The 13,554-nt window shown below is 64.7% G+C and carries 13 protein-coding genes, 1 tRNA gene and 1 pseudogene; 6 read left to right on the forward strand and 9 right to left on the reverse strand.

Features of this window, described 5'->3' with window-relative positions; genetic code table 11:
• Positions 1–107 precede the first annotated feature (107 nt).
• Entirely contained in the window at positions 108–257 is a 150-nt protein-coding gene (locus ACRCUN_RS12530) for a hypothetical protein (RefSeq protein ID WP_110775098.1), read from the forward strand.
• A 65-nt stretch (positions 258–322) separates the two neighbouring features.
• Here the strand turns inward: ACRCUN_RS12530 and ACRCUN_RS12535 are convergent, their stop codons facing one another.
• The 4 genes and pseudogenes from ACRCUN_RS12535 to ACRCUN_RS12550 form a co-directional block, all read right to left on the reverse strand.
• Entirely contained in the window at positions 323–1,267 is a 945-nt protein-coding gene (locus ACRCUN_RS12535) for a mechanosensitive ion channel family protein (protein WP_462141955.1), read from the reverse strand.
• 214 nt (positions 1,268–1,481) lie between these two features.
• Positions 1,482–1,607 (reverse strand): annotated as a pseudogene (locus tag ACRCUN_RS12540) (SDR family NAD(P)-dependent oxidoreductase); the annotation flags it as partial.
• Positions 1,608–1,632: 25 nt separating this feature from the next.
• A complete protein-coding gene (locus ACRCUN_RS12545) occupies positions 1,633–2,682 on the reverse strand; it encodes an alpha/beta fold hydrolase (RefSeq protein WP_462141956.1) in 1,050 nt (349 codons plus the stop codon).
• A 204-nt stretch (positions 2,683–2,886) separates the two neighbouring features.
• Positions 2,887–3,558, reverse strand: coding sequence for a TetR/AcrR family transcriptional regulator (locus ACRCUN_RS12550; RefSeq protein WP_462141957.1), 672 nt, complete (start codon positions 3,556–3,558; stop codon positions 2,887–2,889).
• A gap of 205 nt (positions 3,559–3,763) precedes the next feature.
• On the opposite strand from ACRCUN_RS12550, the gene ACRCUN_RS12555 reads away from it, so the two are divergent.
• From ACRCUN_RS12555 to ACRCUN_RS12570, 4 genes are read left to right on the forward strand one after another with little or no spacing between them, the layout of a single operon-like run.
• The gene (locus ACRCUN_RS12555; protein WP_462141958.1) at positions 3,764–4,186 is read left to right on the forward strand and encodes an MmpS family transport accessory protein; all 423 of its coding nucleotides are present in this window, start codon (positions 3,764–3,766) and stop codon (positions 4,184–4,186) included.
• Positions 4,183–7,080 (forward strand): MMPL/RND family transporter, encoded by a 2,898-nt coding sequence (locus ACRCUN_RS12560; protein WP_462141959.1) that lies wholly within the window; start codon positions 4,183–4,185, stop codon positions 7,078–7,080. Before ACRCUN_RS12555 ends, ACRCUN_RS12560 begins: the two co-directional genes overlap by 4 nt.
• The gene (locus ACRCUN_RS12565; protein WP_462141960.1) at positions 7,080–7,415 is read left to right on the forward strand and encodes a DUF732 domain-containing protein; all 336 of its coding nucleotides are present in this window, start codon (positions 7,080–7,082) and stop codon (positions 7,413–7,415) included. Before ACRCUN_RS12560 ends, ACRCUN_RS12565 begins: the two co-directional genes overlap by 1 nt.
• A complete protein-coding gene (locus ACRCUN_RS12570) occupies positions 7,408–7,848 on the forward strand; it encodes a DUF5078 domain-containing protein (protein WP_462141961.1) in 441 nt (146 codons plus the stop codon). Before ACRCUN_RS12565 ends, ACRCUN_RS12570 begins: the two co-directional genes overlap by 8 nt.
• A gap of 12 nt (positions 7,849–7,860) precedes the next feature.
• Here ACRCUN_RS12570 and ACRCUN_RS12575 read toward each other — a convergent pair whose 3' ends face one another.
• The 3 genes from ACRCUN_RS12575 to ACRCUN_RS12585 all read right to left on the reverse strand — a co-directional run bounded on the left by ACRCUN_RS12575 (position 7,861) and on the right by ACRCUN_RS12585 (position 10,610).
• Positions 7,861–8,613, reverse strand: coding sequence for a 5'-methylthioadenosine/adenosylhomocysteine nucleosidase (locus ACRCUN_RS12575; protein ID WP_462141962.1), 753 nt, complete (start codon positions 8,611–8,613; stop codon positions 7,861–7,863).
• Between the two features lie 12 nt (positions 8,614–8,625).
• On the reverse strand, positions 8,626–10,071 hold the full coding sequence (locus ACRCUN_RS12580) for a DHA2 family efflux MFS transporter permease subunit (protein ID WP_462141963.1): 1,446 nt from the start codon (positions 10,069–10,071) through the stop codon (positions 8,626–8,628).
• Positions 10,072–10,163: 92 nt separating this feature from the next.
• Positions 10,164–10,610: a MarR family winged helix-turn-helix transcriptional regulator gene (locus tag ACRCUN_RS12585; protein WP_462141964.1), complete on the reverse strand. Its 447-nt coding sequence runs from the start codon at positions 10,608–10,610 to the stop codon at positions 10,164–10,166.
• A 122-nt stretch (positions 10,611–10,732) separates the two neighbouring features.
• Here ACRCUN_RS12585 and ACRCUN_RS12590 point away from each other — a divergent pair, with 122 nt between their 5' ends.
• A complete protein-coding gene (locus ACRCUN_RS12590) occupies positions 10,733–11,710 on the forward strand; it encodes an NAD-dependent epimerase/dehydratase family protein (protein ID WP_462141965.1) in 978 nt (325 codons plus the stop codon).
• 146 nt (positions 11,711–11,856) lie between these two features.
• Here ACRCUN_RS12590 and ACRCUN_RS12595 read toward each other — a convergent pair.
• Both ACRCUN_RS12595 and ACRCUN_RS12600 read right to left on the reverse strand, forming a co-directional pair.
• Positions 11,857–11,930 (reverse strand) — tRNA-Met (locus ACRCUN_RS12595).
• 75 nt (positions 11,931–12,005) lie between these two features.
• Positions 12,006–13,400, reverse strand: coding sequence for an FAD-binding oxidoreductase (locus ACRCUN_RS12600; protein WP_462141966.1), 1,395 nt, complete (start codon positions 13,398–13,400; stop codon positions 12,006–12,008).
• Positions 13,401–13,554: the final 154 nt, after the last annotated feature.

The following is a 13,554-nucleotide window of genomic DNA, read 5'->3' on the forward strand; positions in this document are numbered from 1 at the left end:
AACAAGGAGGATCGAGGTGTTCCACATTTTGGGAGACCCCCAGCCTGTGGGCGATGAGATCAAACGGTTCCCCGCGATCCGGGGAGCGTGACGAGGAGTGAGAAGAAATGCCGTTCGCGCAGTTTCGCGCAAATATGAAGCGTGCCAACAATCGGCGGCGCCTGTATGCACGGATCAGCGCACTGCCCGACTCGACGGTTCGCGAAGAGTTGATTGCAGTGGCCCAGCGGTACGAGCTTGAAGAAGCTCGTCGCTGACGCGACAGACGCCCTACAGAGCCGGTGGCCCACAGGCCCCGGCTCTGTTGTTTTCTCGGGTGCAGTCACCCGCCGACCACGGCTTGGAACCGTCCGCTGGGATAGGGCAGATCGATCCCGTGCTCGTCATACGAACGTAAGACCTCGCGGCGAAGCTTGCGCTGCACCGCCCATTGCGCGTTGGGCTTCGTCTTCACGGTCATCCGTAACTTGAGAAGATCCGGCGACAGTTCCTGCACGCCGAGCATCTCGGGTTTGCCCAGCACCTTGTTGGCCAACGTGGGGTCAGCGATGGCAGCTTCAGCGGCCTCTAACGCGACCTCTTCGGCACGATCGATGTCAGCGGTCAACGCGACCGGCACCTCGATGCGTGCGACGGCGTATTCCTGACTCATGTTCCCCACCCGCGCGATCTCACCATTGCGCACGTACCAGAGCGTGCCGTCGATGTCGCGGACAGTCGTGATCCGCAAGCCCACACTCTGCACCTCACCCACGGCGTCGCCGAGATCGACGTTGTCACCGACGCCGTACTGGTCTTCGAGCAGCATGAATACACCGGTGACGAAATCACGCACCAGGTTCTGCGCACCGAAGCCGATCGCCAGCCCGACCACGCCGGCCGACGCGATGAACGGCGCGATGTTGACGCCAAGCACGTTGAGAACGGTCAGCACGACCCAGACCAGGAGGACGATCGACACCGTCGACTTGAGGACGGATCCGATCGTCTGCGCGCGCTGCTGGCGTCGCTCGGCGATTCGCTGACCGCTGGCCGCCTTCGGTGTGCGATCGCGTAGATGCCGCAGCAGCGGCGGCTTGGTTCCCTCCCGGTCAGGCGCCGCGCCGGCCTTGCGCGGCCGGCCGGTGGTGGCCCGGTCGATCAGCCGGTGCAACACATAGCGCGCGATCAGTGCGATGACGATGTAGGCGACGATCCGCACGGGTACTTCGATGAGCCAATGTCGATTGGTGTCCGTCCATTCGAAAGCCAGGTTGTACACATGCATATGCCCGACCGTACGGACTGCGTCTATGCATTCAAAGGGCCGCTTCAGCTCCAGGGGCTCGGGCTTCGTCGTGACGGCGGTAGCCACGCGAATGAATCCGGGGCGGTGGCAAAGTACTCCAGGCTGACGTTCCCGCGATATCCACGACTTTTCAGATGTGTGAGATGCTCAGCGAAATCGATGGCGCCGGAGCCTGGTTCACCACGGCCTCGGACAACCGCTCCGAACGCCGACCGGCCAGGACGACATCGTGACCGGCATCCAGCAGCACCCGCGCCGTGGCACGGCCGATGCCACTACCCGCCCCGGTGACGACTACGACTTTTCGCACGTGGTCGATTGTGCCCTGTGTGTCTCCGTGCGAATCAGCCCGCGGGCGAATAACCCGGCTTCGACATCAGGTCCCGGATGCCCGCGTCGATGAACGCTGTGTCGACGGGGTTCGCGCCGCCTCCCGCAAAGTGACCCCAGACACCGGGGATGACCCGCACGTCACCATGGGCGATGAACTGGCTCGCCCACTGTTCGTCCTCAGGCGGGAAATACAGGTCCTTTTCGGCCGGCATCGCCAGCAGGGGGCATTTGATCGAAGCCAGTGCTTTCTCCACGTCGCCGCCGAAACCTGGTGTGTTGCCGACGTTTCCGCTGTGCCAAGTCCGCAGCATGGCGATCAGGTTGTTGGGATCGCGGCCGTCGCGGAAGAAGTTCTCCCAGAATCCGTAGAGGAAGTCGTCGAATGACGTGAAGCCGAGCTCGCGCCACGTTTCTTCCCAATAGAACGCCTGCGAGAATCCCCAGCTGGAGTACACCCGGGCGAATGCCCGCAAACCCTTGATGGGAAGTGCCTGCGGCGAGTAGTCGCCGTCGGCCCACGCGGCGTCCGCGGTGAGCGCGCAGATGAGCGATTCAAGGAAGACCTTGTTGTGTGGCGCTGTGATGCTCGACCCACAGAACGGTGCCGCGCGTTGCACCATCTCTGGGTGGCTGACCGCCCACTGGTAGGTCTGGCCTGCACCCATCGACCACCCGGTGACGAGCGCGATCGTGGAGATCCCGAACTTCTCGGTAACGAGCTTGTGCTGCGCCTGCACCTGGTCGTAGAACGTCACAGCCGGAAAGCGGGCCCGATCGTATGGTGCCGGGGTGTTCGACGGCGACGACGACAGTCCGTTTCCCAGCATGTTGGGGACGACGATGAACCACTCGTCGGGATTGAGCGTTTTGTCGGTGCCGATCAGCCATTCGTTGTCCGTGTGCCAACCCGAATACCAAGTGGGATAGACGATCACATTGGTCTTGTCGGCGTTCAGCGTGCCATAGGTCTTGTACGCAAGGCGTGCGTTGCGCAACGTGAAACCGCCCTGGAGGGTGAAGTCGCCGAGGTCGAAGTACTCGGCATCGGTGGGTGGCGGCACGATGAGCTCCTTCGGGCGGGTGGGACCGGATGCCCACAATCATTGAATCCGCTTGTGCCACAGGCGCATCAAGGGCAAGCCATGCCGCACCTTCCGTGGCGGGACGAGCCAGTTACTTCCAAATGGGAATAACACGACTGAACATACACGCTCGCCGAGCGGCGTCAAGCGCAGACGGCGAAATCGCCGCCCTGCGGTTGTGCGTCAGCTCTGCGCCGGACACCCGGCAGGGTGCCACCCCTGCATCGCGGCTTCCATCCGCTCCTCGCAGAGTGCTTCGACCCGCAGGCGCGGCTGCCCGTCCCGTCGGCGCATGCCTTCGAGCAACAGTGCGACGTAGCGTCGCCACAGTTCCGGTTCGACATGGCCGGACCACTCGCTCACAGTGCCGGCCAGCAGGCCCAAGACCGGCATGTCCGTATGTTCGACATCGGGCCGCAGGTGACCGTCATCGCGGGCCCGTTCGACCAGTTTCGAGATCGGCGGGATGAGACGCAGCCGCGACGACTCGACTCCACACCCGCCATAGGCCTTGCTGTAGACCATCTCTCGCAGACCGCGATCGGTTGCCGTCAGTTCGCACATGTGCTCGACGAACCACACGAACCCGGCCCACGAATCCTCGTACTCCAGAGCGGATTCCGCGAGCGCGACGACCTGGTCGATGCCATCCTCGAAGACCGCGTCGAGCAGTTCTTCTTTCGTGGCGAATCGTCGGTACACCGTTCCCACACCGACGTTGGCATGGTGTGCCACGTCATTGAGCGTCGCCTCGAGACCTTTTTCGGCAAACAGTTCCCGGGCAGCGTCGAGCACGCGCTGCCGGTTGCGCTCCGCGTCCTTGCGCAGTGCGCGACGAGGTTCGTCGGCAGTCATGACCTCAGTTTAGGTGACGAGCGTCATAAGTGGATTGACTTCATCCACTTATTGCGCTTAGGTTGCCTACTTAACGCGTCTCGTTTCGGCTGGTCCGCGGACCCACATGGAAAGGCTCGACTGTGACCGTCGTCCCGAAGCACCTCGCTGTGCGCCTCAAGGCGGCCGCTTACCAACGCCTTTCGCACTCGGAGCGGCAGGCGTGATGTCGATTCTCAAGCGGGTCTGGCTGCCCGTTCTCATGGTGATTGCGGTAGCCATCGGCGTGGCGAGCGTGGCCCATCTGCGGTCGGTGTTCGGATCCCATGGGGCGGTCGTGACGCCCGTGGACACGGACACCGCAGAGAAGTTCAACCCCAAGGTCGTGGTGTACGAGGTATTCGGATCGGGCTCCACCGCGGTGATCAACTACACCGATCTCGCCGGCCTGCCACAGCGAACGGGCGAGGTCAGCCTGCCGTGGACGTTGAGGTTGGAGACGACGATCCCGTCCGTCATGCCGAACCTGATGGTGCAGGGCGACGGCCAATCCATCAGCTGCCGCGTCACCGTCGATGACGAGGTCAAAGACGAAAGGACGGCCCACGGCGTGAATGCCGCGACGTACTGCTTGGTGAAGGCAGCATGAGCACCATCAGTGATGACGCCCCGACCGACGCGATACCGCCGGCCCGGCACGTCAAACGCCCTCGGTTGGCGCGGTTCATCCGCACCTTCGCCGTGCCGATCGTGCTCGGATGGATAGCCATCGTCGCGATCCTCAACACCACCGTGCCGCAGCTCGAAGAGGTGGGCAAACTGCGCGCGGTGTCGATGAGCCCCAACGATGCGCCGTCGTTGATCGCGACGAAACACGTCGGAAAGGTCTTCGGCGAGTACGACACCAGCAGCTCGGTGATGATCGTGCTGGAGGGCGACAATCCGCTGGGCGCGGATGCCCACGCCTTCTACGACGAGATGGTCCGCGAGTTGCGCGCCGACAAGACACACGTGCAGCACGTGCAGGACTTCTGGGGCGATACGTTGACTGCGGCCGGCGCCCAAAGCGCTGACGGCAAAGCCGCATACGTCCAGGTGTACATCGCCGGTGACCAAGGCGAAACGCTGGCCAACGAGTCAGTGGAGGCCGTCCGCAACATCGTCGACCGTGTCCAGAAGCCCGATGGTGTCAAGGCATACGTGACGGGGCCGGCCGCGACGACGACGGACCAGAACGCCGTCGGCGATGCCAGCATGAAGATGATCGAAGGCCTCACCTTCGCCGTCATCACGGTGATGCTGCTGATGGTCTACCGATCGATCATCACCGTGGTGATCACCCTCGGCATGGTGGTCGTCGGCCTCCTCTCGGCCCGCGGAATCGTCGCGTTCCTCGGCTATCACGATGTCTTCGGGCTCACGACGTTCGCGACCAACATGGTGGTGACGCTGGCGATCGCCGCCGCGACCGACTACGCGATCTTCCTGATAGGCCGCTACCAAGAAGCGCGGCGAAGCGGCGAAGATCGAGAATCGGCCTACTACACCATGTTTCATGGGACGGCGCATGTCGTGCTGGCCTCGGGCCTCACGATCGCCGGGGCCACGCTGTGCCTGCACTTCACCCGGCTCCCCTACTTCCAAACCATGGGCATACCGTTGTCGGTCGGCATGACGATCGTGGTCGCGGCAGCCCTCACCCTCGGGCCCGCACTCATCTCGATCGTCACCCGGTTCGGGCGGGTGCTGGAGCCCAAGCGGATGGATCGGTCCCGCGGGTGGCGGCGCGTCGGCGCGGCGACCGTGCGCTGGCCCGGCGCGGTGCTGATCGGGGCCACCGTGCTGGCGCTGGTCGGGCTGCTCACGTTGCCCGGCTACCACACCACCTACAACGACCGCATCTACCTGCCGGATGAGGTGCCGGCGAATGTCGGCTACGCGGCCGCCGATCGACACTTCTCCGACGCCAAGATGAATCCCGAGCTGGTGATGGTGGAGTCCGACCACGACCTCCGCAACTCCGCCGACTTCCTGGTGATCGACAAGATCGCCAAAGCCATGGCGCGGGTGCACGGCATCGCGTCGGTGAACACGATCACCCGCCCTGACGGCAAGCCCGTCGAACACGCCTCGCTGGCCTACACGCTCAGCCAAAGCGGCACAGGCCAACTCATGAACAACGACTACCAGCAGAAGGTGCTGGACAACACGCTCAAGCAGGCCAACGATCTCCAGGCCAGCATCGACTCGATGGAGAAGATGCAGAGCATCACGCTGCAGCTGGCTGAGGTCACCAAACGGATGGCCGACAAGATGGACACGACGTCGCAGAACCTCGACGAGGTGCGTGACCACCTCGCCGACTTCGACGATCAGTTCCGCCCGCTGCGCAACTACTTCTATTGGGAACCGCACTGCTTCGACATCCCGATGTGCCATTCGCTCCGGTCGATCTTCGACGCGCTGGACGGCATCGGCACGATGTCCGACGATTTCGCCGAGATCGTTCCGGACCTGCATCGCATGGCCGAGCTGACGCCCCAGATGGCGGCGGTGATGCCGGCGCAGATCCAGACCCTGAAGAACCAGAAACAGATGCTGCTCAACCAGTATCAGGCGCAGAAGGCGCAGCAGGACCAGAACATGGCGCAGCAGGAGAACGCCACCGCGATGGGCCAGGCCTTCGACGCGGCCCGCAACGACGAGTTGTTCTACCTGCCGCCCGAGGCGTTCGGGACCGCCGACTTCCAGCGGGGCATGAAACTGTTCATGTCGCCCGACGGCCGTGCCGTCCGGTTCACCGTGTTCCACCAAGGTGATCCGCTGACCGAGGAGGGCACCGCCCACATCGACCCGTTGCGGATCGCCGCGGTCGACGCGATCAAGGGCACGCCGCTGGAGGGCTCGACGGTCTACATCGGTGGCAGCGCGGCCATGTACAAGGACATGCAGCAGGGCGCGGACTACGACCTGCTGATCGCCGCGATCGCTTCGTTGATCCTGATCTTCCTCATCATGGTGGTGCTTACCCGCGCCATCGCGGCCGCGGCGGTGATCGTCGGCACTGTGGTGCTGAGTCTCGGTGCGTCGTTTGGTCTTTCGGTGCTCCTGTGGCAACACCTCATCGGGATTCCGCTGCACTGGATGGTGCTGCCGATGTCGGTGATCGTGCTGCTCGCCGTCGGCGCGGACTACAACCTGCTGTTGGTGTCCCGGATGAAGGAGGAAATCCACGCCGGGCTCAAGACCGGCATCATCCGGTCGATGGCAGGCACAGGATCCGTGGTCACCGCGGCCGGACTGGTGTTCGCGTTCACGATGATCTCGATGTCGGTCAGTGAGTTGATCGTGATCGGTCAGGTCGGGACCACCATTGGTCTCGGGTTGTTGTTCGACACGCTCGTGGTGCGCTCGCTCATGACACCGTCACTGGCGGCGCTGCTCGGGCGCTGGTTCTGGTGGCCAATGCGGGTGCGGCCCCGGCCGGTACCGCAGCCGTGGCCGAAGCCGATCCAGCGCGATCCCCAGGAGGCGGTGGTCTGATGAAACGTCTTGTAGCAGCTGGGATTGCCTGTGCAGCGACGAGTCTTGCGTTGTCGGCGCCGGCGTCTGCCGACCCGGACACCGACTTCGCCAACGAGTTGCACACTCACGGGATCTACGGGCCGAGGGATTACAACGCGTGGATCGGGAAGTTGACGTGCAAGCGGATGTATCAGGGTGTGGACGCCGACGCCCATGAGTCGGCGAAGTTCGTGTCCGATCAACTCGACAAGGACAGCACCACGGCGCAGGCGTGGCAGTTCCTCGGCACCGCCATCAACTACTACTGCCCGGAGAAGCGCGTGGTGTTGGAACAGTTGGCAGCTCATGGGTAAGCGGCTGATCGCGGGTGTGATTGCGGTGATGGCACTTTCGGCGGCGCCCGGGGTGGCGTCGGCTGATGCCACCGACGATTACCCGATCCCCAATCGGATACTCAAGACGCCGTGCACGGCCGAGCAGATCATGGCGGCCGCGCGCGACGTCGAGCCGGTCTACTACGAGCGCTACATGATCGACTACAACAACAAGCCGCCACACGTGCAGCAGGCCACGAAAGACCGGATCCACTGGTTCTTCTCGATGGACTACGCCGGGCGCCGTCAATACTCGGAGAACACCGCCACCAACGCGTTCTATGAGCAGGTGACGTGGATGTGGCCGAACTGGGCGAAGCTGTTCTTCAACAACAAGGGCGTGGCAGCCAACACCACCGACATCTGCCAGCAGTACCCGCCGGACGACATGTCCGTGTGGAACTGGACTTGAGCGCGGCTCGGTTCACAACACGGGTAACAGCGTGGGCAAAACCATGGCCGACGAGGCTGCCACTTCACCCGCGAACTGGTTGAACTCGAACTGAGAATCCTGGCCGGCCAGATCGGACAATGCCCGGATCACCAGCCAATCGATCCCGAACGACTCACACACCTGGGCCACCGCGCCGCCTTCCATCTCGATTGCGCGGCCCCCGAATTCACTGTGAAGCCGTACCCGCGTGGGCTCGCTGTGCAGGTACTGATCGCCGGACAGGACGGTGCCGTACACGATCTGGGCCGGCCTTCCCTGCCCACCGGCGCGCCGCGACAGCGGCGGAAGCTCAAGGCCGCGCAACGCCTGTTGGACCTTCTCCAGTACCGCCCCGTCGACCTCGTACCCCAGACGATCGGTCGGGTTGATGAACGGAACGTGGCCGGGCTGATAGGTCTGCAACCGCTCGTCCTCGATGAGACCGGCGTCGTACTGGATGAGCCGATCGGCGATCACCACGTCCCCCACATGCAGCTGTGGGTCCAAACCACCGGCGACACCGGAGAAAACGACGGTGCGGCAACCGAACCGGTGCGCCAGAAGGGTCGTGACCACCGCCGCGTTGACCTTGCCCATACCCGTCTCGGCCAGAACGATCTCACAGCCGTCGAGCGTCCCGGTTTCGAAGCGCGTATGGGCGATGTCCTCACCACGCACATCGCCCATCACGCTGCGAAAGTGAGCCAGCTCCTGCGGGATCGCCGAGATCAAACCGATGGGCACAACGCCTCTTTCCTAGTGGGTAGGCGTACCACCGGCCGGGCTCGGACGGGGCGCGGTGAAGAATGCCGCGACGACCGCAGCGATGCTGATGATCGCCGCAACCAGGAAAGCCGCATGCACGCCAGGCAGATCCGGGGCTCCACCCGACTGAGAGGCCGTGGTCATGACCGTAACGAACAACGCGGTACCCGCCGCTCCGCCGACCTGTTGCAGGGTCGTCAGGATGGCGCTGCCGTGCGAGTAGAGCCGGTCGGGCAGGACGGCGAGCGCGTCGGTCATCAGCGGCGTGAACATCATCGACAGGCCCACCATCATGATCGTCTGCATGATGATCAGTTCCCAGATCGGGGATGCGGCCGACAGCAGCGTGAAACCCCACAGCGACGCGCACAGCAGCACCGAACCCGGCACGACGAGCAGCCGAGCACCGTGACGGTCATAGGCGCGCCCGACGATCGGTCCGGCCAACCCCATCAGCACACCGCCCGGCAGGCTCGTCAAACCGGCGGCCAACGCGCTCTGCCCCAACACATCCTGGACATACAGCGGCACCATGATGATCGCGCCGAACAGTCCCATGAAGCCGAGGATCACCAGTGACAGTGATACCGAGAACCGTCGGTACGTGAACGGCCGCAGGTCGAGGAACGCGCGATCGCGTCGCTGTAACTGCACCTGCCGTGCGCCGAACAGAACCATCGCCACGGCGCCCACGATCATCGGCACCCACGCCGGTACGCTCTGCTCGCCGTGACTTGACTCACCCATCAGTGAGAGCCCGAACACCAAGCCCGCGAACGCGATCGCCGACAACGGGACCGATATCGCGTCGATCGGCGTCGGGTCCTCCCGCTCGTCGTCGACGCGCAGCCACACCAGGCCGGCCGTCAGCGCCACAAGGGCGATGGGCAACACGATCCAGAACATCCAGCGCCAGTTGAGCGAACCGAGGATGAACCCCGACAGGGTCGGCCCGATCGCGGGCGCGACGGCGATGACGATCGAAATGGTGCCCATTGTCTGCCCGCGCCGTTCGGCGGGAATCAACGTCATGACCGTCGTCATGAGCAACGGCACCATCACGGCGGTACCGCACGCCTGCACGATGCGGCCCACCAACAGGACGGCGAAACCGGGCGCGAGCGCGGCCACCAATGTGCCCGTGCAGAACAATCCCATCGACGTCAGATAGATGCCGCGCACCGGAAAGCGTTGCAGCAGCGAACCCGACATCGGAATCACCACGGCCATCGTCAACAGGAAGCCGCTTGTCAGCCACTGCGCGGTGCTGGCGGCGATGTCGAGGTCGACGATCAGGGCAGGCAACGCGACGCTCATGATCGTCTCGTTGAGGATCATCACGAACGCCGAACCGACCAGCAGCGCGATGATCACATTGGCGCTCGGCTGGGAACGCTGCAACGTCACCGTCTCCCCCGTGCTCGGGCCCGTCGTCATTACCTCTCCCTACTCCCCCGGCTTCGTCTGCGCGGCTCCCCAGGGTATGTGGGAAACCTTGGGGCCGAAAATCGTTTTTGCCGCAGTGGCGCTCAGTCCTGGCTGCTGAGGATCGACATGATGTCGACGAGTTCGGTCCAGCGGGATCGCGGTAGTGGCGCGAACAACTCCTCGGCCGCGGTTTCGTAGGCCCGAAGCCATAACTGCGCCTGCTGCACGCCTTTCGGGGTCGCGACCATCTTTGTTACACGTCGATCGGCGGAGTCTTCGGAACGCGCCACGAGCCCATCGCGGACCAGCGCCTCCAGCAGAGTCGAGGCCGTGCCTTGCGCGATGCCGACAGCCGCGGCGACGTCGGTGACGCGGATGGGCCCCAGCCGGACCACCTCCGCGAGCACGCGCGCCCGTGGGAAGGACACACCGACCTCGGCCAGTCGCTCGTCGAACTTGCGGGCCAAGGTCTTCGCCACCCGGCCGAAAGTGTCGGCAAGTTCGGCGGCCGACGGCTCCGTGTGCTTGGCGTCGGTTCGGTTTGCCATCTCGCACCTTTCTTCGCGCATGTCTTGACGCGTCGATGCATTCACGCCAATATATCCCTACCGATGTATTGGCCTCGATACATCTATGCGAATGCATTGCCTTCGATGATGAGGAGTCTTTCATGCGTATCTTTCTGACCGGCGGAAGCGGCTTCGTGGGCCGGCACCTGATCCGCCAATTACGGGCTGAGGGTCACACCGTCCTGGCGTTGGCCCGATCGGCCTCCAGCGCGCGGACGGTGACCGATGCCGGTGCCGAGCCCGTGCGCGGTGACCTTGCCGAACTGTCCGGCCGCAGCCCGGGGGTCTGGCTCGTTCGCTTGCAAGAGGTCGAGGCCGTCGTGCATGCCGCGGCCCGCATGGAGTTCTGGGGGCCCGACGAAGGCTTCCGCACCGACAACCACGAGCCGACCGTCGCCTTGCACGCCGCGGCCGCACAGGCCGGGGTGTCCCGGTTCGTGCTCATCAGCGCCGCGGGCGTCTCCATCGGCAGCCAACGTGCCACCGTGGTCGACGAGAACACCGACAACGGCACGCCCAACATCGCCTACAGCCGCGTCAAACTCGCCACCGAGAATGCGTTACGCAGCGTCACTACTCCGGGCATGAACCTGGTGATCCTGCGCCCGCCCTTCATCTGGGGTTCGGGGCTCACCACGATCGCCGACGCGGTCGAGGCCGCCAAGAAAGGGCAGTGGATGTGGATCGACGGTGGCCGCCATCTCATGGACTACGTCCACGTCGACAACCTCGCCGACGCCGTCGTGCTGTCGCTCACCCGCGGTAGCGACGGTGGGGTCTACTACATCACCGACGGTAACCCCATGCCGGTCCGCGACTTCTTCACCGCGCTACTCGACACACAAGGCGTCGACATCTCCGGCAGCCGCAGCATCCCACTCGCGATCGCCGCGCCGCTCGCAGCAATCATGGACGGCACCGCCCGCCTGCTCCGCCGACGCACGCCGCCACCGCTCACCAACTGGCTCATCGCCACCATGGGCCGCGACCGCATCTACGACATCAGCGCGGCCCGTGCAGATCTCGGGTACCAACCGCGCGTCAGCCTCGACGCCGGCATGCTTGAGATGGCGCGGTAGCTCTTGTGCGGATGAATAGCGTTGTCGGTCAACGCGGTTCTATGTGCGTCGCGCATAGGCCTCCAAGCCGCACGCCCACGCTGAGTTGAGTACATAGCCCATAGAAAATGGCCCTCGGACTTTCGTCCGAGGGCCATTCTCGCTAGTAGCGGGGACAGGATTCGAACCTGCGACCTCTGGGTTATGAGCCCAGCGAGCTACCGAGCTGCTCCACCCCGCGTCGGTGAACATAAGGTTACCGGGGGCGTGACGCGTGCTCCAAATCGTATGGTCAACCGCGGTTTCTGCCCCGAAATCACTCGATGAATCTCACTACTTGACCGCACCGGAACACCCCCGCGGGGTCGTGACGGTCGGCCAGCGCGGCCAGCCAGTGCCGGGTGTCCTCGTCGTAGACGCGCGCGGCCCGGCCGGCATCGTGAGATGGCGCGAAGTTGGGCAGCTGACCGCCGGTGGACCATGGCGCGAGTGCGGCCACGAGGGCCTGCGCCTGCCCGCGGACCTCATCGGCGACGGGTGGCACGGGTACACCGATGATCGTCACCGCATAGGCGGCGTCACGGTGGCAGAACGCACTGCGGTGACGGGGTTCACGCGCGAGTGCACCGCCGAGCATTCTCACTTCCACTATGGTCTGGACAGAGCCGGTGTCGGGCCCGGCCGCGGCCAGCATGACGTCGACGGCATCGGCGTTGAACTCACGCAGCAGGGTCTGATGTTCGTAGATCGGCATGGGATCGACGGGGTCGGCGTGCACCGCGCCGATGGCCGCATAGGGTTGCACGGCAACGGTATCCAGCAAAGGCGTCGCAACCGCGCGCATGGACTCCAAGAGCCGCTCGGCGCGCGCGAAATCCCCCACCGCTGTGTAGCGCACTGCGACGGTCAGCCGTCCCGCCAACGGCTCGGGCACACCGGGCAGCGGCGGAAGTTGTTGCAGGGAGATGGAAGCGTTGATCGAGTCCGGCAGCGCGGCCGACCAGACACTCCACGCCCGTAGCACGGCCGCTGCGTCGGCGCCGTCGAAATAGAGTGCACCGCCGTAGAATTCGGGAATCGGCAGCAGATCGATCTCGACGGCGGTGACGATGCCGAGCGTCGACTTGCCGCCGCGCAGCCCCCAGAACAACTCGGCGTTCTCGTCGGGCGTCGCGCGCAGCAATTGCCCCTTCCCGGTGACCAACTCGAAGGAGCGCACATAGTCCGAGGACACTCCGACGGTACGGACCAGGGGCCCGATACCGCTGCCGGTGAGGAAACCGACGACGCCGACGTTGGGTGAGGACCCGCACAGCCCGGCGAGGCCATGCGGTGCAGCGGCGTCGAGCACGTGCTGCCACTTGGCTCCGGCGGCGACTCGGGCGGTGCGGGTGGCCGGATCGACTGTGCAGCTGGTCATTCCGGACGTGACGACGAGAATTGTGTCGCGGGTGACGGCAAGGGCGCCGTGTCCGGTGGCCTGCACGGCGACCCGCAGGCCACGTGCCGCCGCGAAGCGCACGGTGTTGGCGATGTCGTACGCGGACGTCGCCAGCACGACCGCGCCGGGCTCCACGGCTGCGGCCACGTTCCACGGGGTGGCGCGCTCGTAGCCGGCTTCGCCGGGCAGCGCGACGGGTGCAGCGACGTGCGTGCGCAGTTCACCGAGCGCGTCGGCAAGTCCGTCGTGCGGCAGGTCGGTCAGGGTCATCGGGGTGTCCTCCAAGCAGTCCAGGCGAGTTGCGCAGAGCATCGCTCGGCCCGCTTGGCGTTCCCTTGGCGGTCAGCTCAAGGATGCCGCAAGACACGCTCACTCGCGCGGCGCGAGCGAGCGTGGAGCGACGACGTTTTGCGGCGTGTTGGCC

It is taken from the genome of Mycobacterium venezuelense (genome assembly GCF_054919535.1).

Excerpts from the sequence above, each read along its gene's own strand:
- ACRCUN_RS12560 (WP_462141959.1), top strand. The coding sequence starts at position 4,183 with ATGAGCACCATCAGTGATGACGCCCCGACCGACGCGATACCGCCGGCC.
- ACRCUN_RS12600 (WP_462141966.1), bottom strand. The coding sequence starts at position 13,400 with ATGACCCTGACCGACCTGCCGCACGACGGACTTGCCGACGCGCTCGGT.
- ACRCUN_RS12535 (WP_462141955.1), bottom strand. The coding sequence starts at position 1,267 with ATGCATGTGTACAACCTGGCTTTCGAATGGACGGACACCAATCGACAT.
- ACRCUN_RS12590 (WP_462141965.1), top strand. The coding sequence starts at position 10,733 with ATGCGTATCTTTCTGACCGGCGGAAGCGGCTTCGTGGGCCGGCACCTG.
- ACRCUN_RS12570 (WP_462141961.1), top strand. The coding sequence starts at position 7,408 with ATGGGTAAGCGGCTGATCGCGGGTGTGATTGCGGTGATGGCACTTTCG.
- ACRCUN_RS12530 (WP_110775098.1), top strand. The coding sequence starts at position 108 with ATGCCGTTCGCGCAGTTTCGCGCAAATATGAAGCGTGCCAACAATCGG.
- ACRCUN_RS12550 (WP_462141957.1), bottom strand. The coding sequence starts at position 3,558 with ATGACTGCCGACGAACCTCGTCGCGCACTGCGCAAGGACGCGGAGCGC.
- ACRCUN_RS12555 (WP_462141958.1), top strand. The coding sequence starts at position 3,764 with ATGTCGATTCTCAAGCGGGTCTGGCTGCCCGTTCTCATGGTGATTGCG.
- ACRCUN_RS12585 (WP_462141964.1), bottom strand. The coding sequence starts at position 10,610 with ATGGCAAACCGAACCGACGCCAAGCACACGGAGCCGTCGGCCGCCGAA.
- ACRCUN_RS12565 (WP_462141960.1), top strand. The coding sequence starts at position 7,080 with ATGAAACGTCTTGTAGCAGCTGGGATTGCCTGTGCAGCGACGAGTCTT.
- ACRCUN_RS12580 (WP_462141963.1), bottom strand. The coding sequence starts at position 10,071 with ATGACGACGGGCCCGAGCACGGGGGAGACGGTGACGTTGCAGCGTTCC.